Source organism: Mesorhizobium sp. L2C084A000, assembly GCF_000502875.1.
Lineage (GTDB): Bacteria > Pseudomonadota > Alphaproteobacteria > Rhizobiales > Rhizobiaceae > Mesorhizobium.
Genome location: NZ_AYWX01000002.1, coordinates 832,167 through 854,493 on the forward strand (window position 1 = coordinate 832,167; position 22,327 = coordinate 854,493).

General features: G+C 63.1%; 18 protein-coding genes. 3 read left to right on the forward strand and 15 right to left on the reverse strand.

What is annotated here, in order from left to right; genetic code table 11:
- Positions 1–75: 75 nt before the first annotated feature.
- The 9 genes from X735_RS157370 to X735_RS157330 form a co-directional block, all read right to left on the reverse strand.
- Positions 76–1,140 (reverse strand): ABC transporter ATP-binding protein, encoded by a 1,065-nt coding sequence (locus X735_RS157370; RefSeq protein WP_023810097.1) that lies wholly within the window; start codon positions 1,138–1,140, stop codon positions 76–78.
- 11 nt (positions 1,141–1,151) lie between these two features.
- Positions 1,152–1,943 (reverse strand): ABC transporter permease, encoded by a 792-nt coding sequence (locus X735_RS157365; RefSeq protein ID WP_023759707.1) that lies wholly within the window; start codon positions 1,941–1,943, stop codon positions 1,152–1,154.
- Entirely contained in the window at positions 1,940–2,854 is a 915-nt protein-coding gene (locus X735_RS157360; protein WP_023810098.1) for an ABC transporter permease subunit, read from the reverse strand. Before X735_RS157360 ends, X735_RS157365 begins: the two co-directional genes overlap by 4 nt.
- 63 nt (positions 2,855–2,917) lie before the next feature.
- Positions 2,918–4,024: an ABC transporter substrate-binding protein gene (locus X735_RS157355; protein ID WP_023810099.1), complete on the reverse strand. Its 1,107-nt coding sequence runs from the start codon at positions 4,022–4,024 to the stop codon at positions 2,918–2,920.
- 242 nt (positions 4,025–4,266) lie between these two features.
- Positions 4,267–5,439: an iron-containing alcohol dehydrogenase gene (locus X735_RS157350; protein ID WP_023810100.1), complete on the reverse strand. Its 1,173-nt coding sequence runs from the start codon at positions 5,437–5,439 to the stop codon at positions 4,267–4,269.
- A 17-nt stretch (positions 5,440–5,456) separates the two neighbouring features.
- Positions 5,457–6,845, reverse strand: coding sequence for an aldehyde dehydrogenase family protein (locus X735_RS157345; protein WP_023810101.1), 1,389 nt, complete (start codon positions 6,843–6,845; stop codon positions 5,457–5,459).
- Positions 6,846–7,036: 191 nt separating this feature from the next.
- The gene (locus X735_RS157340; RefSeq protein WP_023810102.1) at positions 7,037–8,407 is read right to left on the reverse strand and encodes a glutamine synthetase family protein; all 1,371 of its coding nucleotides are present in this window, start codon (positions 8,405–8,407) and stop codon (positions 7,037–7,039) included.
- A gap of 87 nt (positions 8,408–8,494) precedes the next feature.
- Complete coding sequence (locus X735_RS157335) at positions 8,495–10,057, reverse strand: amino acid permease (protein ID WP_023810103.1); 1,563 nt, start codon at positions 10,055–10,057, stop codon at positions 8,495–8,497.
- Between the two features lie 18 nt (positions 10,058–10,075).
- On the reverse strand, positions 10,076–10,894 hold the full coding sequence (locus tag X735_RS157330) for an N-formylglutamate amidohydrolase (protein WP_023810104.1): 819 nt from the start codon (positions 10,892–10,894) through the stop codon (positions 10,076–10,078).
- 144 nt (positions 10,895–11,038) lie between these two features.
- Here X735_RS157330 and X735_RS157325 point away from each other — a divergent pair, with 144 nt between their 5' ends.
- The 3 genes from X735_RS157325 (at position 11,039) to X735_RS157315 (ending at position 16,350) form a co-directional block, all read left to right on the forward strand.
- Positions 11,039–11,866, forward strand: coding sequence for a MurR/RpiR family transcriptional regulator (locus X735_RS157325; protein ID WP_023810105.1), 828 nt, complete (start codon positions 11,039–11,041; stop codon positions 11,864–11,866).
- A gap of 192 nt (positions 11,867–12,058) precedes the next feature.
- Positions 12,059–13,222, forward strand: coding sequence for an efflux RND transporter periplasmic adaptor subunit (locus X735_RS157320; protein WP_023810106.1), 1,164 nt, complete (start codon positions 12,059–12,061; stop codon positions 13,220–13,222).
- On the forward strand, positions 13,219–16,350 hold the full coding sequence (locus X735_RS157315; protein WP_023810107.1) for an efflux RND transporter permease subunit: 3,132 nt from the start codon (positions 13,219–13,221) through the stop codon (positions 16,348–16,350). The genes X735_RS157320 and X735_RS157315 overlap by 4 nt, the downstream gene beginning before the upstream one ends.
- Positions 16,351–16,411: 61 nt before the next feature.
- Here the strand turns inward: X735_RS157315 and X735_RS157310 are convergent, their stop codons facing one another.
- The 6 genes from X735_RS157310 to X735_RS157285 all read right to left on the reverse strand — a co-directional run bounded on the left by X735_RS157310 (position 16,412) and on the right by X735_RS157285 (position 22,317).
- A complete protein-coding gene (locus X735_RS157310) occupies positions 16,412–16,822 on the reverse strand; it encodes a GtrA family protein (RefSeq protein ID WP_023810108.1) in 411 nt (136 codons plus the stop codon).
- Complete coding sequence (locus X735_RS157305) at positions 16,819–17,628, reverse strand: ChbG/HpnK family deacetylase (RefSeq protein WP_023810109.1); 810 nt, start codon at positions 17,626–17,628, stop codon at positions 16,819–16,821. Before X735_RS157305 ends, X735_RS157310 begins: the two co-directional genes overlap by 4 nt.
- Positions 17,625–18,614 (reverse strand): glycosyltransferase, encoded by a 990-nt coding sequence (locus X735_RS157300; RefSeq protein WP_023810110.1) that lies wholly within the window; start codon positions 18,612–18,614, stop codon positions 17,625–17,627. The genes X735_RS157305 and X735_RS157300 overlap by 4 nt, the downstream gene beginning before the upstream one ends.
- Positions 18,607–19,770, reverse strand: a complete 1,164-nt coding sequence (locus X735_RS157295) for a glycosyltransferase 87 family protein (RefSeq protein ID WP_023810111.1) — start codon at positions 19,768–19,770, stop codon at positions 18,607–18,609. Before X735_RS157295 ends, X735_RS157300 begins: the two co-directional genes overlap by 8 nt.
- A gap of 215 nt (positions 19,771–19,985) precedes the next feature.
- Positions 19,986–21,023, reverse strand: a complete 1,038-nt coding sequence (locus X735_RS157290) for a zinc-binding dehydrogenase (protein WP_023810112.1) — start codon at positions 21,021–21,023, stop codon at positions 19,986–19,988.
- A 52-nt stretch (positions 21,024–21,075) separates the two neighbouring features.
- On the reverse strand, positions 21,076–22,317 hold the full coding sequence (locus tag X735_RS157285; RefSeq protein ID WP_023810113.1) for an acyl-CoA dehydrogenase family protein: 1,242 nt from the start codon (positions 22,315–22,317) through the stop codon (positions 21,076–21,078).
- Between the last annotated feature and the right edge of the window lie 10 nt (positions 22,318–22,327).

Below are 22,327 nucleotides of genomic sequence, written 5' to 3' on the forward strand. Positions count from 1 at the left end.
TGCCACGCGGACGGAAGCATCCTCCCGTCTTCGCAGACCGGGATGCAGCCATTCATTTTGAACAAGCGCATCAGCCTAGTGAAGCACCAGCATATCGCTCGACGAGAACGAGATCTCGGCCTTTTCACCGACTGCGGGGGGCGGTGTCGCCGGGCTGTTGAAGGTGTCGAGCGAGACCGTGTTGCCGCCGATGCCGACACGAACCCGGATGACCGAGCCGAGGAAATGCACCTCGGATATCTCTCCCGAAAGGCTGGAATCGCGGCCGGGCTGTCGTCCGAGCGAGATTGCCTCAGGTCGCAACGCCAGCGACAGCGTGTCGCCTGACTTGGAACCGTTGAGCTTGCCCTTGAGCGAGACCTGTTCGGAATTGACCCGCACCGTGCCTGCAGCCGCATCGGTGACGGTGCCTTCGAGCACGTTCAGCGTGCCGACGAAATTGGCGACAAACTTGGTCGCCGGGCGGTTGTAGATCTCGAACGGCGTGCCGACCTGCTCGGCCTTGCCGCCATACATCACGGCGATGCGGTCCGAGATCGACAGCGCCTCTTCCTGGTCGTGCGTGACGAAGATGGTGGTGATGCCGAGCTTCTTCTGGATCGAGCGGATTTCCTCGCGCAGCGACACGCGCACCTTGGCGTCGAGCGCCGACAGCGGCTCGTCGAGCAGCAACAGCTTCGGCTTCGGGGCGATGGCGCGGGCCAATGCGATGCGCTGCTGCTGGCCGCCCGAGAGCTGGTAGGGATAGCGATCCGCCATCTGCGGCAGCTTGATGATGCCGAGCATCTCGGCGACACGAGCATCGATGTCCGCCCTTGGCATGCCGGCGACCTTCAGGCCGAAGCCGATGTTCTGCGCCACGGTCAGGTTCGGGAACAGCGCATAGGCCTGGAACACCATGCCGACATTGCGCTGGTTGGGCTTCAGCCGCGTAATGTCCTTGCCGCCGACGACGATCGTGCCCGCGCTCGGCTCCTCGAAACCGGCGACCATGCGCAGGACGGTGGTCTTGCCGCAACCGGACGGACCCAGGAAGGAGACGAATTCGCCGCGCTCGACGTCGAGATTGAAATCCTCCACCACTGTGGTGGCGCCGAAGGATTTGCGAACGTGCTGGATGGAGAGGAACGGGTCGGCCATGGCTTTGACTTTCAGTTCGGACGGTTCGCCGATCTCGGCGCGAAGCGGGACAGGATCTGGATCAACGACATGCAGCCCCAGGTGATGGCGAAGGCGATGATGGCAAGTGCCGCCGGCTCATAGGCGCGGTTGGCACCAATATTCTGCAGATAAGGGCCGAAGGCAGGCCGGTTGAGCAGGCTGGCCATGGTGAATTCGCCGATGACGATGGCGAAGGTGAGGAAGGCGCCCGAGAGCACCGCGATCAGCACGTTGGGCAGGATGACACGGGTGATGATGGTGCCCCAGCCAGCCCCAAGGATCTGTGCCGCTTCCGTCAAGGTGCGTACGTCGATTGTGCGAAGCCCGGTGTCGACGGCGCGATACATATAGGGCAGCGCCAGTGTCGCATAGCCGATGACCAACAAGGCATTGGTGCCTGTATCGGTCGCCAGAAACGGCAGCGGCGAATTCGACCCGTACATTCTGATGTAGCCGAAGACGATGACGATGGCTGGGATAACCAGCGGCAGCAGGGTAATGAACTCGACGATCGGCCGCAATTGCGGCAGCCGAAGCCGGATCCAATAAGCGGCGGGCACCACGATCAGCACACCGAGAATGATGGTGAAAACGGCGGCCAGTACCGAATAGCCGAAGGTGGCCTGGAAACGGGCGTCGCCCAACACGACCTTGTACGCGTCGAAGGAGTACTCCCCGCGCCGCATGCGCATCGAGAACTCCACGGTCGCGATCAGCGGGATGAAAAAGTAGGCCGCGCCAAGAGCGAAGACGAGCCAGGCCCAGAACTTTCCCGACTTCATTTCAGCCACCTCTCGGAACGGGTCCGGAACCAGATGTAGAACACATTGGCAAGACCGGTGATGACGATCATACCGAAGGCGATGGCATAGCCGAGATGGGCATTGTGCAGCACATCTCCACGGATCTGGGCATAGAGCAGGATCGGCACGATGTTGAGCGACGAGCCGGTCAGCGCATAGGCGGTGGCGATGGCGCCGAAGGCGTTGGCGAACAACAGGATCACGGTGCCGAGGAAACTCGGCCAGATCACCGGAATGACCACCATGCGCCAGTACTGGGACATGGTCGCGCCCAGCGTCGCGGCTGCCTCGCCCCATTCCTTCTTCAGCCCGTCGATGGCTGGCACGATGATCACCACCATCAGCGGTATCTGGAAATAGACATAGGTCAGTGTCAGGCCCCAGAATGACAGGATGTTGAAGCCATGCGCGTAGATGTTAAGGCCGAACACGGTGTTTAGGATCACCGTCGCAAGGCCGAGGCGGCCGAGCGTGGCGAGGAAGGCAAAGGCCAGCGGCACGCCGGCAAAATTGGAGGCCACGCCGGAAAACGTCAGTGTCGCCGAACGTATCCAGTCCGGCAGGCCACCACGCACGATGGCAATGGCAATCGCCAGGCCCGCGAATGCGCCAATCAGCGATGAAGCAAGACTGATCTTGATAGAAATCCAGTAGGCGGCAACGATGGACGGTTGCGCCAGCGCTGCGATGTTTTCGAGAGTGAATTCGCCGGCATCGTTCTGGAATGCACCCAGCATCAGATAGAGCGTGGGCAGGATGAGGAACATGATGGCGAAGATGAAGAACGGTGCAACGCCAAGCCACTGGGTCGGCAGCCGCATGCTGCGTGCTTCGGCGGGAGGCGCGGTCTTCCCGGTAACAGCGTGGTCGGACAATGAGATATCGGTCATGCGCCGGCTACCGTCTTCGAGAGAAGGACCGGGCGGCCGCGAGGCCGCCCGGCATGGTGTGAATTACTTGACGTTGGCGCCGACGACGGCATCCCAGTTCTTGGTGATGGCTTCCTTGGACTTGCCCTGCTCGTCGAGTGTCGGGAACACGGCGGACGCATAGGCTTCGGCCGGCGGCAGCTTGGCTAGCACCTCAGCCGGGATCTTGCCGTTCTTGGCGAGATCGTTGAAGCGGATCGGGTGGCAATAGCCTTTCAGCCAGCCGATCTGGCCTTCGTCCGAGTAGAGGTATTCGAGCCAGAGCTTGGCTGCATTCGGATGCGGCGCGTAGGCGCTGATCGCCTGCACATAGACACCGGCGACAACACCGGTCTTCGGCACGACGACGTCGACGGGCGGATTGCCCTTCAGCGTGTCGCGGCCGGCGAGCGCGTTGTAGTCCCAGGTGACGAGGATCGGGGTCTGGCCCTGGGCGAGCGTCGCAGCCTTGCCGATGACCGGCACGAAATTGCCGGCGGCATTGAGCTTCTTGAAGAAGTCGAGGCCCGCGGTGCCGGCAGCTTCACCGGCGGCGGCGCCTGACGACAGGCCGGCGGCATAAACCGCCTGGATCGCCTGGTTCGAGGCACGCGGATCACCGGCAAGGGCTACCGAGTTGGCGAATTCCGGCTTCAGCAGGTCGGCCCAGTCGGCCGGAGCTTCCTTGACGAGGTCCTTGTTCACCTGGAAGGAAAGCACGCCGTAATAGTCGCCGGTCCAGAAGCCTTCGGCATCCTTGGCGCTGTCGGGGATCGAGTCCCAGGTAGACACCTTGTAGGGCTGGATCAGGCCATCGGCCTTGGCGGTCGGACCGAAGGACAGGCCGACGTCGATGACGTCAGGCGCCTGCGGGCCCTTGTTGTCCTTGTTGGCCTTGATCGCCTCGATCTCGTCGCCGGAACCGGCATCGGGATTGAGTTCGTTGACGGTGATTTCCGGATACTTCGCCTTGAAGCCGGCGATGACGTCGCCGTAACCGCACCAGTCATGCGGCAGCGCGATGGTGGTGAGCTGGCCTTCCGCCTTGGCGGCCTTGACGAGATCGTCCATCGAATCCGCGGACGAAATCACCGACGACACCATCAGGGTCGCGGCCGAAAGGGAAAGCACTTTCCCCGTGAATTTGAACATGTGTTCTCTCCGTTGAACTGACGCCGTTGGACGCCTGCGATGCGGTATCGTTTTCATGTGACAGCCAGATGAAAGCTTTGTGAAAGCGGCTGCTCGCAGTGCGAAAAAGTAAACTCTTTTTAACCTGATGTAGCAATCGCTTCGGGATTCTTTTTCCGGCTAACTAGTTTTTGCCTTGCCCGTCATCCTCCCCCTTTGTTTTCATAGCCCCTTTTCAGATCACTTTGCGTGCGGAAAACGCCTCAGACCGTGCCGGCGATGGCGTTTTCGAGCAACGTCAGCGCCGCCTTTTTAGTCAGCTTGACCGGGTTGCCGCCGGCAGTCGGATCGACCACCGCCATGTCGGCGATCAGCGCCTTGCGCTTCTTGTCCATGTCGAGCCCCTTGATAAGGCCGGGCAGTGCATGCGGCACCTTCAGTTCCTTGCGAAGCTTGATGATGGCTTTGGCGAAGCCGTCGAAGCCGCCCTTGATGCCGCAATAGGCGGCGAGCCGGCCAATACGCTCCTCGATGGAGTCCCGGTTGAAGGCCAGAACATAGGGCATGAACACCGCGTTGGTCATACCGTGATGGGTGTCGTAGAGCGCGCCGACAGGGTGCGAAAGCGAATGGATGGCACCGAGCCCTTTCTGGAAGGCGGTGGCGCCCATGGCAGCGGCGCTCATCATATGGGCGCGCGCAACGAGATCCCTGCCGTTGGCATAGGCCTTGGGCAGGTTCTCGAAGACCAGCCGGACACCTTCGACAGCAATGCCGTCGGCCATCGGATGGTAGCCGGGCGCGCAATAGGCTTCGAGGCAATGGGCCAGCGCATCCATGCCGGTACCGGCGGTGATGAAGCCCGGCATGCCGACCGAAAGCTCCGGATCGGCAATGACGATAGCCGGCAACAATTTGGGATGGAAGATGACCTTCTTGGTGTGCGTGGCCTCATTGGTGATGACGCCGGCGCGGCCAACCTCCGATCCGGTCCCGGCGGTGGTCGGCACGGCGATGATCGGCGCGATGGCATCCGAGTTGGCGCGCGTCCACCAGTCGTCGACATCCTCGAAATCCCACACCGGCCGCGTCTGCCCGGCCTGGAAGGCGATCAGCTTGCCAAGATCGAGCGCCGAGCCGCCGCCGAAGGCGATGACGCCGTCATGCTTGCCCTTCTTGAACACGGCGATGCCGGCGGTCAGGTTGGATTCGACCGGGTTCGGCCTGACCTCGGAGAAAACGCCGTAAGGGACCTTCGCATCGTCGAGGATCTTCAAGGTCGAGGCGACGACCGGCAGTTTCGCCAGGCCCGGATCGGTGACGAACAACGGCCGCTTGATGCCGGTGGCCGTCAATACCTCGGGCAATTCCTTGATGCGACCGGCGCCGAAGCGGACGGTGGTGGGATAGTTCCATTTGGAGATCAGCTTGGACATTTTTGTCTTTCAATAAATCAGATGGCTTCGCGCAGATGGAAAGATTTCGGCCGGGTCAGATTATCGTAGCCGATGGCCGACAAGCCCGCACCCTTGCCGGTGTCCTTGACGCCGGTCCAGACCAAGGCCGGGTCAAGATAGTCGCAGCGGTTCATGAACACCGTGCCGGTTTCGACGCGGTTGCCGATCGCCACCGCATGCTCGGTATCGCGCGTCCAGATCGAAGCGGTCAGCCCGTAGGGGCTGTCGTTCATCAGCGCGATCGCCTCTTCGTCGTTGCGCACCTTCATGATGCCGACGATCGGGCCAAAGCTTTCCTCACGCATGACGCTCATCTGATGGTCGACTTCTGTCAGCACTTCCGGCGCCAGATAGGGCGAACCCGCCTTGTCGTTAGCCACCTTCATATTGATGTGCGCCTTGGCACCCTTGCGCAGCGCTTCGGCCTTCTGTTCGCGGATCAGGTCGGCGAAGCGCGCCTGCGCCATCGGTCCCATCGTCGTCGCCTGGTCGAGCGGGTTGCCGACGACATAGTTCTTGGTCTCGGCGATGAAGCCTTCGACGAATTCGTCATAGACCTTCTCGTGCACGTAGACACGTTCGATGCCGCAGCAGCACTGGCCGGAATTGTAGAAGGCGCCGTCGACCAGATTGGCGACCGCATGGTCCATCTTGGCGTCGGGCAGCACATAGGCCGGATCCTTGCCGCCAAGTTCGAGGCCGAGCGTCATGAAGGTCCCGGCCGCGGCCTTTTCGATGGCACGGCCGCCGCCGACCGAACCGGTGAAATTGACATGGTCGATCTTGCCCGAGCCGAGCAGTTTCTCGGTCTGGGCATGGTTGAGCACGACATTCTGGAATACGCCCTTGGGCAGGCCCGCTTTGTCGAAAGCCTGCTGAAAGCGCTCGCCGACCAGCAGCGTCTGCGCCGCATGCTTGAGGACCACGGTGTTGCCGGCCATCAGCGCCGGCACGATGGTGTTGACGGCGGTGAGGTAGGGATAGTTCCACGGCGCGATCACCATGACCACGCCAAGCGGATCCTTCTTCACATAGCGACGGAAGCCGTCCTTCGGGTTGGAGGCCGGCACCGCCTTGAGCGCCGCCTCGGCGATCTCGACCATGTAGGTGGTGCGCTCCTTGACACCACCGAACTCGCCGCCATAACGCACCGGGCGCCCCATCTGCCAGGCGATCTCCGGCACGATCTCGTCGGTCATCGCGACCAGCGCTTCCAGCATGGCCAGCATAAACTTGCCGCGCTCGACGATCGGCGTCTCAGCCCACTTCTCCTGCGCCGCCTTGGCACGCTCGACCGCGGCGTTGATCGCTTGGTCGGTCGCGATCGGCCGCTCGGCATAGATCGAGCCATCGATGGGGGATATGAGTTTGACCGTTTCGGTCATTTTGGAAGTCCTCGCATTCTACAACAAAGTCTTGTGGGCTGACGCTGCCCCTAATCCGCCTGCCGGCACCCCTCCCCGCATAGTGACGGGGAGAAGGATGGAGCTCCAGCGTCTTCGCCTCCTCTCCGTTTTCTTCACACGGAGAGGAAGGGTAAGGGACGGCGCCGACGGCGCCGACGAACAGTCGATAACTAGTACCGCTCGAACCCTCTGTGCAGTTCCCAATCTGTAATGCGGCGGTCGTATTCGAACTGCTCCCACTTTGCGGTGTGGACATAGTGTTCGAGCACATCCTCGCCGAGCGCCTGCTTGAGCATCTTCGACTTCGCCAGCGTGTCGGTGGCATCGCGCAGCGTCTTCGGGATCTCCGGCAGGCGAGATGCCTGATAGGCATCGCCGACGAACGGCTTCTGCAATTCCAGCTTTTCGTGGATGCCGGCAAGGCCGGCGGCGATCAGCGCTGCGAACGCAAGATACGGATTCAGATCGGCGCCGCCGATGCGGCATTCCATGCGGATGCCCTTGGTGCCCTCGCCGCACAGGCGGAAGCCGGCGGTACGGTTGTCCTCGCTCCACATGATCTTAGTCGGCGCGAAGGTGCCGGCCTGGAAGCGCTTGTAGGAGTTGATATAGGGCGCCAGGAACCAGGTGAATTCCTTGGCGTATTTGAGCTGGCCGGCGGCCCATTGCTGGCCAAGCGTCGACAGCGTCCAGTCGGCCGTCTTGTCGAAGAACAGCGGTGTCTTGCCGTCGGCGCTCCACAGCGAATTGTGGATGTGGCTGGAATTGCCGGCGAGCCCGTAATTATACTTGGACATGAACGAAATCGCCTTGCCCTCGGACTCGGCGATTTCCTTGGCGCCGTTCTTCAGGATGACGTGGCGGTCGGCCATGTCGAGCGCCTCGGCATAGCGCACATTGATCTCTTCCTGGCCCGGACCCCACTCGCCCTTGGAATTTTCGATCGGGATGCCGGCCGCTTCCATCTCATTGCGAAGCCGGCGCATGACGCCTTCTTCCTTGGTGGTGATGCCGATCTGGTAGTCGCCGATATAGGGCGATGCGGTGTCGAGACCCTGCCAGTGCTTCTTTCGGGCAGAATCGTATGTCTCGTTGAACAGATAGAATTCGAGCTCGGAAGCGAAATAGCCGATATAGCCGCGCTCGCTCAGCCGCTTGACCTGCTTCTTGAGGATGGCGCGCGGCGAGTGCGGCAGGTCATCATGGGTGTGGTGGTCGAGCACGTCGCAGATCACGAGTGCGGTCTTTTCCAGCCAGGGAATGCGCCGCAGCGTGGCGAGATCCGGCTTCATGACGAAATCGCCATAGCCCTTCGACCAGCTCGCGGCCTTGTAGCCCGGCACCGGTTCCATATCGATGTCGGCCGCCAGCAGATAGTTGCAGCCATGCGTTTCGTCATGCGCGGAATCGATGAAGTACTGCGCCAGGAAGCGTTTTCCCGCCAACCGTCCCTGCATGTCGACGATGCAGGCCAGCACGGTGTCGATCTCACCGCTGGAGACCGCTTTCTTCAACTGATCGAACGAGAAATTTCCGGCCATTCCTTTGGCACTCCAGCACTTGTCGATTGAAAGGGATAAACGTAGCCATGGCCGGCGCGAGGCCGGCCATGGCCATATAGGGCGATATCAGGCGCCAGCTTCGCCGATAGCCACCTCGGCTGCCCTGATCGCGGCCTGGCGTTTGGCAATCTGGTCACCGATCGGCGGACCCTGGAAGCGGCGATTCTCGAAACCGAACCAAAGCACGGCGGTCAGCAAGATGAAGCCTATGGTGATGTAAAGCACCTTGTCGTTCGGCGGCTGGATGGCGATGTAGAAGATGATCACCATGCCGACAATCGACAGCGCACAGAAGAGCTTGAACAGTCCGGCGCCCAGGTTCCACGGGCCAGGATTGGGCCACTTGGCCGTGCCGAATGCGACCATGCCGAGTGCGATCGGGATGGTGAACGACAGGAACAGGAACACCAGCGTCGAATTGACGACGATGGTGTAGATGTTGGTGCCGCCGATCGAAATAAACTGGGCAAGGAACACATAAAGGATCTCGAGGATCGCGGCCGTCCAGATCGCATTGACCGGCGTGCGCCAGGTCGGGTTGACCTTGGCGAGAGCCGCGGAGCCAACAGGCATGCCGCCGTCGCGAGAGAAGGCGAACAGCATGCGCGAAGCCGAGGTCACGGTGGCGAGGCCGCAGAGGAATTGCGAGATCAGGATTGCAAAATAAAGCAGTTCCTTCAGCCACACCGGCAGGATTGCATCCATTGTCGAGAAGAATACGCTCCATCCCTGCTTGGCGCCGGCAGCCAGGTCCGGGATCGCGAGAACGATTGCGCACAGCATCACCCAGCCGATCAGCGACGACCACAGCACCGACGAAACGATCGCCCGCGGGACGGAGTGTGCTGCCTTGACGGTCTCCTCGGAGGTGTGGGCCGAGGCGTCATAGCCGGTGATGGTATAGACGGGCAGAAGCAGGCAGAGCAGGAACAGGTAGCTCATGGAGTCGGTTTGCGGAAAAACACCGCCGCCCGCATCGCCTGAATAGTTGGTGAACGTCCACAGCCGGCTGATGTCGATTGCCGGTGCGAACACCAGGCAGGCCACGATCAGCACTGCTGTTGCGCCCAGGATAAGAAAGCCCGAAGCATCGGTGAGCATTGCCGTCAGTTTGATGCCGAAATGGTTGAACAGCGCCTGCAGCACGGTGATGAAGGCGACGAACCCGACGATTTCGCCCGGCGTGCCGGTGATGCCAAACCAGCTTCCGAACGTTCCAACGAAGAAGAAAGCGGTGCCGATGTTGATGGCGCCGAGCACGGTGATCAGGCCGAACAGGTTTAGCCAGGCCGTCAGCCAGCCGGTGAAGCGGTTGCCGAGGATCGACGACCAGTGATAGAGGCCGCCGGCGGTCGGAAATGCCGAGGCGATCTGCGCCATGGCAAGGGCGAAGAAGCCCGACACGCAGCAGCCGACGATCCAGCCGATGCCCGCACCTGCGCCGCCGATCGACGATGTGGCTTGCGCGAAGGAGTTGATGCCGCCCGAAAGGATGCAGATGATCGAGAACGATATCGCGAAATTCGAGAAGCGGCTCATGCTTCGCGACAGTTCCTGGGCATAGCCCATGCCATGGAGAACCTTCAGGTCCTCCTTCTTGTCAACGTCCGTATAATCCGGTCCTGCCATTTTCATTCCCCTGTGGTTCTAATTGGCCGATTGAACTGACTTTCCGACTGAATGCGATCTGGAATATCCGGCCTCCTCTGGCTCCAGATCCGAAAAAATGCCCGTGAGCAGATCCGCCCATTTCCGCTGCCCGGTCTCGCCGGCGATTTCGTCGTTGCGGATTTCGATCATCGCGCAGGGCAGGCCGCGCGAGCGCGCATGCCGTTCCAGCGTGAAATAGACGCGGTCATCAGGCGAATAAGGCTCGTTGACGCCGACGGTGACGCCGGCAAGCCGCTTCAGCGCCGATATCAGCGGCGCCGCCAGCCGGCGATCCTCGTCGTGGATGATGCCGATATGCCAGGGCCGGCTCATGGACTTGTAGACCGGCGTGAAGGAGTGGACCGAAACCAGCCGGGTTTGCTGACCCTGTGACAGCCTGTTGTCGATGATACCGGCAATCGTGTTGTGGAACGGCTGCCATGACAGGGCAACACGCGCCGCCCGCTCGCTCTCCGACAGGCCGGCATTGCCCGGTATGGCCGTTGTCTCACTGACCGGCGGTACCAGGTCGGGCGCGTCGAGTGGCCGGTTGCAGTCGATGACAAGGCGAGAAATACGAGTTTCCACCAGCGTCGCGTCGAGCGCCTGCGCCATGCGGCGGGCAACCGGCAGCGCGCCGGGATCCCAGGCGATGTGACGGGACAGGTCCTCGGCGGCAAGGCCGAGCGTACCGAATTCGGCCGGCAGGAAGTTCGAGGCGTGATCGCAAGTCAGCACGAAAGGGCTCGATCCGCCGGGGTTCGTCACCCTTACGGTATCAGACGATGCAAGGCTGGCGGGCCGTGCTTTCTCCATACTGTGCCGTCCCCGGGGAGCGCTGTATCGTATGTTACGTATTTTGCCTCATTGCGTCCCTGTGGATGATTTCATACAGTTTGTCCGGCTTTGTCAAATGCGATCTCGGAAAAGGCCTTCGGCCGGGCCAGGGGTGGGGAAAACATGATTTCCAGCATTGCCGAACTGATCGCCGATCGCCTCGGCACGATGCCGGCCGGCGAACGGCGCGCGGCCCAGACACTGATCGCCAACTATCCGATGATCGGCCTGAAAACGGTCGCTGAATTCTCGGCCGCGGCGGGCGTCTCCTCGCCGACGATCCTGCGTTTCGTCGCCCGGCTGGGTTTTCAGAACTATCCGGAATTCCAGTCGAGCCTGCAGGACGAACTGGCGGCGCAACTGCAATCGCCGGCGACAAGGACGCTCAATCCGCCCTCGCCTGGTGGTGGGACGGTGTCGCCGATGCTGGAAGCGACGCTCGACAACATGCGCGAGACGTTCAGACACCTGTCCGACAGGCAGCTTGCCGACATCGCCGCCCGGCTAGCGGACCGGCGCGGCAAGACCTTCCTGATCGGCGGCCGCTTCACCGATCCGCTGGCGCGCTACATGGCCGCCCACCTCGCTGTCATCCAGCCGGATGTCTTTCACCTCGCCGGGCAGGAGAGCATGTGGCGCGACCGATTGATCGACATGGGCAAGCGCGACGTGCTGGTGATCTTCGACATCAGGCGCTACCAGGACAGCCTCGTCCGCTTCGCCGAAAAGGCGCATCAGCGTGGCGTCCAGATCGTGCTGTTCACCGACCAGTGGCTGTCGCCGATCGCCCGCTTTGCTCGTCATGTTATCGCCGGACGAACCGCGGTGCCGTCGGCATGGGACTCTTCGGCTGCCCTTTTCGTCGTCGCCGAAACGCTGATCGGCGCCGTCACCAGGCAACTGGAAGCAGAAGGCGCCAAACGCATTCGCGAGATGGAAAGTCTGCGTTAGTGCCTGTGTGATGATCCAAAGCGTTATGCATATTTTCTCAACGTTACATATATTTAATGTGCGCAGCCCCCGGAGAATTGTCATAAAGACGCGATATCGAGGCGGCTTCTTTGCCTTACAATAGCCTCGCTGCGTCTGCTTCATTTCGGGAAACCGGTAGACGGAAGGATTGTTTTACCAACCGGAGTGCCGATGGCCGCCTGGAAACAGATACTTTTTGCACTTGTGGTGCTGGTGGTGGCGGCAGCCGCCTGGCTGCGCTTTTATCCCGGCGCGCCGGACGTGCTGGCACGCTGGGGCATCGACTGGGCCTCCGCGGCAACGCCCCCGGCTGAGACCGGCGCCGCCAACGCGAAGCAGTCAAACGGCCGCAATAGCGGCAACCAGCGGGTGAACGTGGTCGCCCTTGCGGCCACTTCGGCTGTTATCAACGACCGCCTGCAGGCAATCGGCACCGGCCGTGCCAACGCCTCGGTGGCCGTCAATCCCTACAGCTCCGGCCGCCTCGCCGAACTGCTGGTCGAATCCGGCAGCCATGTCGATAAGGGACAGATTCTCGCCACCCTGGATTCCGAGACCGAAGTGATCTCTCAGGACCGCGCCAAGCTCGCCTTGCAGGATGCGCAGGCCAAACTCGACCGTGTCAGGTCGCTTCGTGCCTCCAATGCCGCGACACCAGTCGCAGTGGCTGACGCCGAGGTGGTGCTGGCGGGCGCCAAGCTGGCGCTTCAGGATGCGGAACTCGCACTGCAGCGCCGGTCGATTCTGGCGCCGATCGCCGGCACCGTCGGCATCCTGCCGATCTCGGCCGGCAATTATGTCACCAACCAGTCGGCCATCGCCACGCTCGACGACCGGTCCTCGATCCTGGTCGACTTCCTGGTGCCCGAGCGCTTCGCTGCCGCCGTCAAGATCGGTGCACAATTGACGGCGACGCCGATCGCCAATCCCAGCAATGCTTATAGCGGCACCGTTTCGGCCATTGACAACCACATCGATGAAAAGAGCCGCACCCTGCTGGTCAAGGCCAAGATCGCCAACCCGGCGGATTCACTGCGCGCCGGCATGTCGTTCGGCATCACCATGAAATTTCCGGGGCAAACCTATCCGGCCGTCAGCCCGCTGGCGATCCTGTGGGGGGCGGACGGCGCCTATGTCTGGCAGATCGAGGACGGCAAGGCCAGGCGGGTCCCGGTGCGCATCGTACAGCGCAACACCGAGACCGTGCTGATCGACGCCGAGATCGACAATGGCGACATGGTGGTCACAGAAGGCACCCAGAGCGTCAGCGAGGGCGGCGCGGTCCGCCTCGCCGGCGAAGAGCAGCGCGCCGCGGACGCCGCCGCAGGCACATGACCAGCCCCGCCAACACTGCCAGCGAGACCGGCTTCACCGCCCTGTTCATCCGCAGGCCGGTGATGGCCTTCGTGCTGAACACACTGATTGCGGTCGCCGGCCTGGCCGCCTTCTACGGCGTCGAGATCCGCGAACTGCCGGACGTCGATCGCGCGGTGGTCACCGTTTCCACCACCTTCGAGGGCGCGGCGGCCGAGACCGTCGATCGCGAACTGACCGACACCATCGAGGGCGCCGTCGCCCGCGTCTCCGGCGTCAAGTCGATCTCGTCGTCTTCCTCATTCGGCTCGAGCCGCGTCACCATCGAGTTCAACGATGGCGTCGATCTGAATGTCGCCGCCTCGGACGTGCGTGATGCCGTCGGCCGCGTCGCCAACCAGATGCCGGACACCGCCGATCCGCCGCGCATCGTCAAGGCCGACGCCAATTCCGACGCGGTGATGCGACTGGCGGTGACCTCGGACAACATGTCGATCCAGGACATGACCGTGGTGGTCCAGGACCAGATCGAGGACGAGCTGGCCGCCGTGCCCGGCGTTGCCGACGTTCAGGTCTATGGCGACCGCGACAAGATCTTCCGCATCGATGTCGACCAGAACAAGCTGGCCAGCCTCGGCTTCACGGTCGCCGACCTCAGGGCCGCCCTTGCCTCGGTCGCCTTCGATTCCCCCGCCGGTTCGATCACCACGACCAACCAGGACCTGATCGTCCGCACGACTGCCGACGTGACCACGCCTGAAGAGTTCGAAAACATAATTGTCGGCGGCACGACGCGCATCCGCGATGTCGCCACCGTCACGCTCGGCCCCGACGTCGGCCAGACCACGTTGCGCTCGGACGGCAAGACCGGCATCGGCATCGGCATCATCCGCCAGGCGGAATCGAACACGCTGGACATCTCGACCGGCGTCCAGGCCGCCGTCGCCAAGCTGCAGGAAAACCTGCCCGAGGGCATGTCGATCAAGATCACCAGCGACGACGCTGTCTTCGTCAAGGGGGCGGTGCACGAGGTCGAGATCGCGCTCGGCCTGTCCGTCACCATGGTGCTGATCGTCATCTACATGTTTCTCCTCGACTGGCGTGCGACGCTGATCCCCGGCCTGTCGATGCCGGTCGCCATGATCGGCACCATCGCCGCCATCTATCTGGCCGGCTTCTCGGTCAACATCCTGACCCTGCTCGCGCTGGTGCTGGCGACCGGTCTGGTCGTCGACGACGCCATCGTCGTGCTCGAAAACATCGTGCGACGACGCAACGAAGGCATGGGGCCGCGCGCCGCCGCCGTGCTCGGCGCGCAGGAGGTGTTCTTCGCCGTCATCGCCACCACCTTGACGCTGGTCGCCGTCTTCGTGCCGATCTCGTTCCTGCCCGGCCAGACCGGCGGCTTGTTCCGCGAATTCGGCTTCGTGCTTGCCATGTCGGTGCTCTTGTCCTGCGTGGTGGCGCTGACGCTGTGCCCAATGCTCGCCTCGCGCATGCTGACCAGCGCATCGCTCCACCACGAAGGTGGCCATGGCATCGGCGCCCGCATCGGCGGCGCGCTCAATACGGCCTACAAGCGCAGCCTGCACGCCTGCCTCGACGCGCCATGGATCGTGCTTCTGGTCGCGGTGCTGTTCGCCGGCACCGCCTTCACGCTGTTCGGCACCATCCGCCAGGAGCTGACGCCGACCGAGGACCGCGCCGCCGTGCTTCTGCGCATCAGCGCCCCGCAAGGCGTCAGCCTCGACTACACAACGCAGCAGATGCAGAAGATCGAGAGACTGATCCAGCCGATGCGCGATTCCGGCGAGATCCGCAGCACTTTCGAAAATGCCGGCCAGAACGGCTCCTACAACTCCGGCTTCATGGTGATGACGCTGGCGCCGTGGAACGAGCGCAGCCGCAGCCAGCAGGAGATCATGGCCGAGATCAGCCAGCTGACCAGGCAGGTGCCGAGCGTGCGCATCTTCCCGGTGCAGCCCAACAGCCTCGGTATCCGTGGCGCCGGCAACGGCCTGCAGTTCGCGCTGGTCGGCAACGACCGCAAGGCACTCGGCGATGCCGCCGTGAAGATCATCGCCGAGATGCAGAAGGACCCGCGCTTCCAGACACCGCGCCTGTCGATCGACCCGACGCAGCCGCAGCTAGCCGTGGCCATCGACCGCGAGCGCGCCTCCGACCTCGGCATCGACATATCAGGACTGGCCAACACCTTGCAGGCCATGCTCGACGGCAACGACGTCGTCGACGTCTACATCGCCGACCGCAGCTACGGCGTGAAGCTGGTCTCGACCACCAATCCGATCAACGATCCGACGGATCTGGAAAACATCTTCCTGAAAACAGCCGACGGACGTTTCGTGCCGATGTCGACCATCGCCACGCTGACCGAACGCGCCGTGCCACCGTCGCTGTCGCGCGAACAGCAGCAGCCCTCTGTGGCGATCACCTCCAACCTCAGCGGCGACTTCGCGCTTGGCGACGCGCTCACCCGCGCCGAGCAAATCGCCACACCGCTGCTGCCGCCAGGCAGCCGCATCCTGCCCCTGGCCGAGGCGGCGACGCTAGGCGAGACCAACAGCGCCATGGTCACCATTTTCGGCTTCGCGCTGGTCATCATCCTTTTGGTGCTGGCCGCCCAGTTCGAAAGTTTTGTCAGCGCCGTCATCATCATGGCGACGGTGCCGCTCGGGCTGGCCTGTGCGATTTTCGCGCTTCTCCTCTCGGGCACCAGTCTCAACGCCTACAGCCAGATCGGCCTGGTGCTTTTGGTCGGCGTCATGGCCAAGAACGGCATCCTGATCGTCGAATTCGCCAACCAGTTGCGCGACCGCGGGCTTGGCGTGCGCGAGGCGATCGAACAGGCCTCGATCATCCGCGTGCGGCCGGTGATGATGACGATGATCTGCACCGTGCTCGGCGGCCTGCCGCTGGTGCTGGCGAGCGGCGCCGGTGCCGAGGCGCGCGTCGCGCTCGGCTGGGTCATCGTCGGCGGCCTGGGGCTGGCCACCGTCTCGACGCTGTTCCTGACGCCGGTCGCCTATCTCCTGCTTGGCCGCTTCGTCACGCCGAAGACCCACGAGGAAGCCCGGCTGAAGCGCGAGTTGGAGGAAGCCGCCTACACCAATGTGGAGCCGGCAGAATAGAAATTCCAGGAAAGTGTGTAGCGGTTTTTCGTCCGGAATTTCGTAAGAAAAATAATTCCGGCTATCTCAGCAACCGACCTTCGATCGACCAGCGCGCGGCGAGGAAATTCAGCACCGCCGCCACCACGACGCCCCCGATTTTCGCCGGCCACACCCCGATTATGCCGGCGAATAGCGCGATCGAGAGGCTGGAGACACCGAGCGAAATCAGCGCTCCAAGCGTGGCGAAACGAAGGAACGCATCATGCAGCCGGATGGCTCGATTGCGCTCGAACGACCACAAGCCGTTCGCCGCGAAGGAAAAGGTGACGGCGACGAACCAGGCAGCGATGTTGGCCGGCACCGGCGGAACCCCGAGCTTGAGCAGCAGGAAGAAGCTGGCAAGGTCGATGGCCGTGTTCGCCAGTCCGACAATGGCGAAGCGGACGATCTTGCTGCCGGCCGAACGCTGGGGCCGATCGGCTTCGCTCATCTCTTGCCGTCCAAGATCTCGACGCCGGCGCGGGCCAGACCAGCGCCGAATTCGTCCGATGCGAGGGCCGCGAATTCCACCTCGCGCACATCTTGCATGGTGTCGCGCGCGCGCAGCGTCTCGTCGACATGGCCGGGATGGCACATGAACAGCCCTCGCTCCGGCAACCCTTCGACGGCCGCCTGCAGAACCGCAGCGAACTTTTCGGGCTGTCGCCAGTCATAGATGCCGGCGAGCGGCTGGAAAACGATGAAGCCCGCGCGCTGCATCGAGCGGTTGAACCCGGCAGCCAGCGCGGCAATGGCGGCGACTTTCGACCCTGCGGCCAGCGCCGGGGCGCCGCGCAGGGCCGGCCTGTCGGCGCCTTCTGGAAACCGTGTGCGCAGCCATGTGCGCACAACGGGAAGGAAATGCACATGCTGGTGCCCGTCGACGAAATCGGGGCGGCGGCCAAGCGCCTCGACGAAGCGGCCGTACTGGGCGTCAAGCTCGGCATGGACATGGCGGTCGCCGATGCGGCCGCGCAGAACAGGCAAGGCCAGTGCGCGGAGCGGTGGCAGCCGGCCTTCCGGCGCCAAGGCCGACCGGCCGGTGGCGGCCAACTGGTCGGTCAAGGTGAGGTGCAGCCCAACCGCGGCCCGGCCGCACAGCGGTTTTATGCGCTCTGCCTCCTTTGCCCACTCGGGAAAGCCGGTCATGCAGCTGGTGCCGGTCAGGCGCCCCCGATCGAGAAGATCGAGAATCCCGGCGGAAACGCCAGGCGCCAGGCCGTAATCGTCAGCGATCAGGCGAATGCGCCGCGTCATCTGTTCGAAGTGCCCGGCTCCGGCCGGTCGGCGGGGGCCTCGCTGCGCACGACATCGCGCACGAGATAGACCGGCCGATCCTTGCTCTCGCTGAGCGTCACCCAGACATATTCGCCGATCAGGCCAAGCAGGGTCAGGTTGAGGCCGCCGAGCAGAACGACGGCAACCAGCAGGCTGGGGTAGCCCGGAACGGCAATGCCGTAGAAGATCACCTCGAAGAACACCTTGGCGCCATAGAGCGCGCCGGCCATCGCCGCGAGCAGCCCGCTAAGACTGATCAGGCGTAGCGGAATGACGGAGAACGAGGTGAACCCCTCCAGCGAGAAGGCGATGAGGTTGAGCCGGCTCCATTTCGATGTGCCGCTGGCGCGGCCTTCCGGCGAATAGGGCAACGCCTTCTGGCGAAAGCCGGCCCAGGCAAACAGGCCCTTGTTGAAGCGACGCTTGTCACGCAGGCTGGTCAGAGCGCGCGCGACAGCGCCGCGCATGACGCGAAAGTCGCCGGCATTTTCGGGAATATCGAAACGCTGGCTGCTGTTGATCAGGCTGTAGAAAAGCCGTGCAAGCTGGCTGCGCCGCCAGCTCGCCTCGCGGCGGTCGTTCTGGGCAAAGACGACGTCGATGTCCGGATGGTCCACCAGCTCGGCGATCAGCTTCAGGCTGATGTCCAGGGAATGCTGGAGGTCGGCGTCCATGATCAGCACCATGTCGCCGCGCGACTGGTCGAGGCCGGCGAGTACAGCGACTTCCTTGCCGAAATTGCGGCTGAGGCGGACGATCTCCCACGATCCCGTCAGCGCTTGCGAAAATCGTCCAGCGCCATCGTCACCGCTGCCGTCATCGACCAGGATCTTGTGCACGGTCATGCCGAAGCGCTGTGCCACGGCCGCTTCGAGCTCGCCTAGCAGGCGCGCGAAGGCCGATGCCGATGCCGCCTCGTTGAAGAATGGCGCAACGATATCGAGGCTCTGTCGCAACTCAGCCATTCGCGACTCCCGCATTCACCACCTTTTCCCGTGCCTTGGCCCAGAACCACCAGATCAGCGAACCGGCGATGAAAGTGACGGCGACCGGCCGGAACCAGGGGAAGAGGAAATCGTGCACATGGCGCTCGACGCCGCTCAGCCCGGTCACGAACAGCGTCATCGACAGCACCGAGGCGAGGACGCCGCCCCGTTCTTCGCGCCACAACAGGGCGATGGCAAGACCGGCTGGTACCGCGATCATGGCAAAGGTGTTGGGTTCGACGCGCGGGTTGAAGACGCACATGTAGAAGGTGGCCGTCAGGAAGATCGCCAGCGCCGCCTTTCCCTGTTCGAGCCTGCGGTCGAACCAGATGACGGCTGAAAGCGTAAGCAGGGCCATGACCATGCGCACGATCGTTGCGCCGAATTCCGGTATCGGCAGCCCTATCGTGGTGAACGGTGCCGTGAAATCGGTGGACACGAAATGGCTGGTGTTCTCGACGGCCATGGAGGTCAGCATCTGGGCGAAGACACGATACTGATCGTTGAGATAGCCGGCGGGAGCAAAAGCGTAAGGCAGTGCGAGCACGAACAGCACCGCCAGCACCAGCACCGGTATCAACCGAAGCCGAAGGGCTCCTACCAACAACAGCATTATGATCGCGGTCGGCTTGGCGATGATGGCGAGCGAAGCCCAGAAGAACGTCTCCGCCCGTCGTCCTTCCAGCGCCGACAATGTGAGAAGCCAGCAAGCGCCGGTCAAAAGGATCGTCGCCTGGCCGTTGCGGATCGCGCCGAGCGCCATCGGCACAGCGAGGAAGAGGCCGAAAGAAAGCAGCCACATCAACTCGTCACCACCGAGCTTGCGCACCTGCCGCATCGCGGCATAGGTCAGCACCGCAAACCCGAGGGAGTGCCACATCACGCCGCCCAGATGCGGACCGAGCTTGACTATTGGAGTGTAGAGCGCGGCGAAGGCCGGCGCGTAGAGATACCCCATCTCGGATTGGGTGTCGTAGAGTGGCAGACCGGCCAGAAGCGCCTCGCTGCCATCTATATAGGCCTTCCATACCGTCCGCGTGTACGGCGACCACAGGACCATGGCAAGAACGACCAGGAACGCTCCGATCCACAGGCCAAACCCCAAACGGTCGAAAACCGGCTTGGAAATCGTCATCAAGGCACCCCACACAATCCCGGAACAGGCTCAGTCCAGCCTGTCCCGGCATTCGATGGCGGCGGCATATCACGGACGCAGCGGCGTGGCATAGGGGGCTTGATGGACCAGGATATCGGCCTGACGGTCCCGCGTCGGCGGATAACCGGCAATCTCTGCCCGCAAAGCCCTCCGAGGCCCCTCCCGTCCAAGCTGCTCGAATCTTTCGAATTGGCCTAAGGCCGGATGAACACCTTGCCGTTCGGCTTGGCCAGTTCCGCTGGCACCCGCGCCATCGCCTCGGCAAGCGGCACCACCGCCGTCACGTCGGTCGACCAGCGCCCATCGGAAAAACGCTTCTGCGCTTCCAGGATCGCCGGGCCGCGGCGATCGCGGAACTGGCGCATCCACTCGCTCAGCCAAAACCCTTCGATATGCTTGTGCTGGAAGATCAGTTGGCCGGGCTCGCGGATAACAGTGTGTTCGGGATCGAGCCGCCCATAGATGATCCAGCGCGAACGCTTCGGCATGACGTCGAAGATGGCGGAAGCCAGCGGCCCGGTCACCGCGTCGAGGAAGATGCGCGGCTGTTCGGCCTTCATCACCTCGCGCAGCGCTGCCTTGAAATCCGGCGCCTTTTCGTTGAGGACGTGCGCCGCGCCGAGCGCTTTCAGCGCCGCGATCTGGTCGTCGCGGCGCACGGTGACGATCGGCCGGAAGCCCTCTCCGCTGGCCAGGCCAATGATCAGCTTGCAGAGCTGGCTGGCGCCGGCGGTCATGACGAAGGCCTTCTCGCCTTCCTCCTTGACGACGTCGAACATGGCGAGCGCGGTGAGCGGGTTGACGATCATCGCCGCCCCATCCTCGTCGCGGACCGTGTCGAGCAGCGGAATGCATGCAGCAGCTTCAGCGACGGCATAGTCGGCCCACGAGCCCCAGTTGGTGACGCCGGTGGCAAAGGCGACGCGCTTGCCGATCAGGCTTTGGGGATAGGTCTCGTCGCCGCTGGCGACGACGATGCCGACGCCCTCGAAGCCGGCCGGCTGTCCCTTGGCGCGCGGCTGGCCGTACTGGCCCTTGACGAAGGCGATGTCGGAGGGGTTGATCGAGGCGAGGCTGACCTTGATCAGCACCTGCGTCGGTCCGGGTGTCGGCACCGCGATGTTGCCCGGCTCGAGATACGGCTCCATCGCCTCCAGCACACTGCCGCTCGGCGTCCTGGTGTAGCCGTCGCCGACCAGCAGCAGCGCCTTCATTTCGGAGGGGACGGCCATTGGAACACTCCGTGCTTGGACTGTCGGCATCGCCAGATGACGATGCCGGCGCTCAGACCTTTTCTTGCGTGTATTTCTTCAGCTCGGTGCGCGCCACCTGACGGCGATGCACGGCGTCCGGCCCGTCGGCAAGGCGCAAGGTCCGCAGATGCGTCCACGACCGCGCCAGCGGCGTGTCCTGGCTGATGCCTTGCGCGCCGAACATCTGCACCGCCTCGTCGGTGACCTTGAGCGCGACGCGGGGTGCCACCACCTTGATCTGGCTGATCCAGGGGGCTGCGGCGCGGGCGTCGCCCTGGTCGATCATCCACGCCGCCTTGAGGCAGAGCAGCCGGGCCATCTCGATCTCCATGCGGCATTCGGCGATGATGTCGAAATTGGCGCCGAGCTTTGCCAGCTTCTGGCCGAAGGCCTCGCGGCGCAAGGAACGCTGGCACAGCATCTCGAGCGCCATCTCGGCCTGGCCGATGGCGCGCATGCAATGGTGGATGCGGCCGGGACCGAGCCGCCCTTGCGCGATCTCGAACCCCCTGCCCTCGCCGAGGATCAGGTTCGATGTCGGTACCCGCACATTGTCGAAGCGAAGATGCATGTGGCCGTGCGGCGCGTCGTCATCGCCATAAACCTGCATGGCCCGGACCTTGGTCACACCCCTTGTGCCTGATGGCACCAGGATCATCGAATGACGGCGGTGCTGCGGCTCGTCATCGCCGCCGGTCCTGACCATGACGATGTAGATGGCGCAGCGCGGATCGCCGGCGCCCGAAGCCCACCATTTCTCGCCGTTGAGCACGTAGTCGTCGCCCTGGCGTTCGCAGCGCATGGCAATGTTGGTGGCATCGGACGACGCGACATCCGGCTCGGTCATCAGATAGGCCGAGCGGATCTTGCCCTCGATCAGCGGTTCCAGCCATTCTTTCTTGTGGTCGGCCGAGCCGTACCGTTCCAGCACCTCCATATTGCCGGTGTCGGGCGCCGAACAGTTGAAGGTCTCGGCGCCAAGATGCGCCTTGCCCATCTCCTCGGCCAGATAGGCATATTCGACGGTGGAAAGGCCGTAGCCGCGTTCCGAGCCGGTCAGCCAGAAATTCCACAGGCCGCGCTCCCTTGCGGTTTTCTTCAGCCCTTCGAGGATCTCGCTCTGGCGCGCACTGTAGACCCAGCGGTTGCCTGCCTTGCCCACCTCGCTCAGGAATTCCCTGTCGAGCGGCATGATCTCGTCGCGAACCATGGCCGCGACGCGCGCGTGGATCGGCTTCAGCCGCTCGGTCATGCCGAGATTCATCTCCGTCATCGGTCGCTAA

What these genes read in the sequence shown, in the direction of transcription:
- X735_RS157370 (WP_023810097.1), bottom strand. Translation starts at nt 1,140, where the DNA reads ATGGCCGACCCGTTCCTCTCCATCCAGCACGTTCGCAAATCCTTCGGC.
- X735_RS157365 (WP_023759707.1), bottom strand. Translation starts at nt 1,943, where the DNA reads ATGAAGTCGGGAAAGTTCTGGGCCTGGCTCGTCTTCGCTCTTGGCGCG.
- X735_RS157360 (WP_023810098.1), bottom strand. Translation starts at nt 2,854, where the DNA reads ATGACCGATATCTCATTGTCCGACCACGCTGTTACCGGGAAGACCGCG.
- X735_RS157355 (WP_023810099.1), bottom strand. Translation starts at nt 4,024, where the DNA reads ATGTTCAAATTCACGGGGAAAGTGCTTTCCCTTTCGGCCGCGACCCTG.
- X735_RS157350 (WP_023810100.1), bottom strand. Translation starts at nt 5,439, where the DNA reads ATGTCCAAGCTGATCTCCAAATGGAACTATCCCACCACCGTCCGCTTC.
- X735_RS157345 (WP_023810101.1), bottom strand. Translation starts at nt 6,845, where the DNA reads ATGACCGAAACGGTCAAACTCATATCCCCCATCGATGGCTCGATCTAT.
- X735_RS157340 (WP_023810102.1), bottom strand. Translation starts at nt 8,407, where the DNA reads ATGGCCGGAAATTTCTCGTTCGATCAGTTGAAGAAAGCGGTCTCCAGC.
- X735_RS157335 (WP_023810103.1), bottom strand. Translation starts at nt 10,057, where the DNA reads ATGGCAGGACCGGATTATACGGACGTTGACAAGAAGGAGGACCTGAAG.
- X735_RS157330 (WP_023810104.1), bottom strand. Translation starts at nt 10,894, where the DNA reads ATGGAGAAAGCACGGCCCGCCAGCCTTGCATCGTCTGATACCGTAAGG.
- X735_RS157325 (WP_023810105.1), top strand. Translation starts at nt 11,039, where the DNA reads ATGATTTCCAGCATTGCCGAACTGATCGCCGATCGCCTCGGCACGATG.
- X735_RS157320 (WP_023810106.1), top strand. Translation starts at nt 12,059, where the DNA reads ATGGCCGCCTGGAAACAGATACTTTTTGCACTTGTGGTGCTGGTGGTG.
- X735_RS157315 (WP_023810107.1), top strand. Translation starts at nt 13,219, where the DNA reads ATGACCAGCCCCGCCAACACTGCCAGCGAGACCGGCTTCACCGCCCTG.
- X735_RS157310 (WP_023810108.1), bottom strand. Translation starts at nt 16,822, where the DNA reads ATGAGCGAAGCCGATCGGCCCCAGCGTTCGGCCGGCAGCAAGATCGTC.
- X735_RS157305 (WP_023810109.1), bottom strand. Translation starts at nt 17,628, where the DNA reads ATGACGCGGCGCATTCGCCTGATCGCTGACGATTACGGCCTGGCGCCT.
- X735_RS157300 (WP_023810110.1), bottom strand. Translation starts at nt 18,614, where the DNA reads ATGGCTGAGTTGCGACAGAGCCTCGATATCGTTGCGCCATTCTTCAAC.
- X735_RS157295 (WP_023810111.1), bottom strand. Translation starts at nt 19,770, where the DNA reads ATGACGATTTCCAAGCCGGTTTTCGACCGTTTGGGGTTTGGCCTGTGG.
- X735_RS157290 (WP_023810112.1), bottom strand. Translation starts at nt 21,023, where the DNA reads ATGGCCGTCCCCTCCGAAATGAAGGCGCTGCTGCTGGTCGGCGACGGC.
- X735_RS157285 (WP_023810113.1), bottom strand. Translation starts at nt 22,317, where the DNA reads ATGACGGAGATGAATCTCGGCATGACCGAGCGGCTGAAGCCGATCCAC.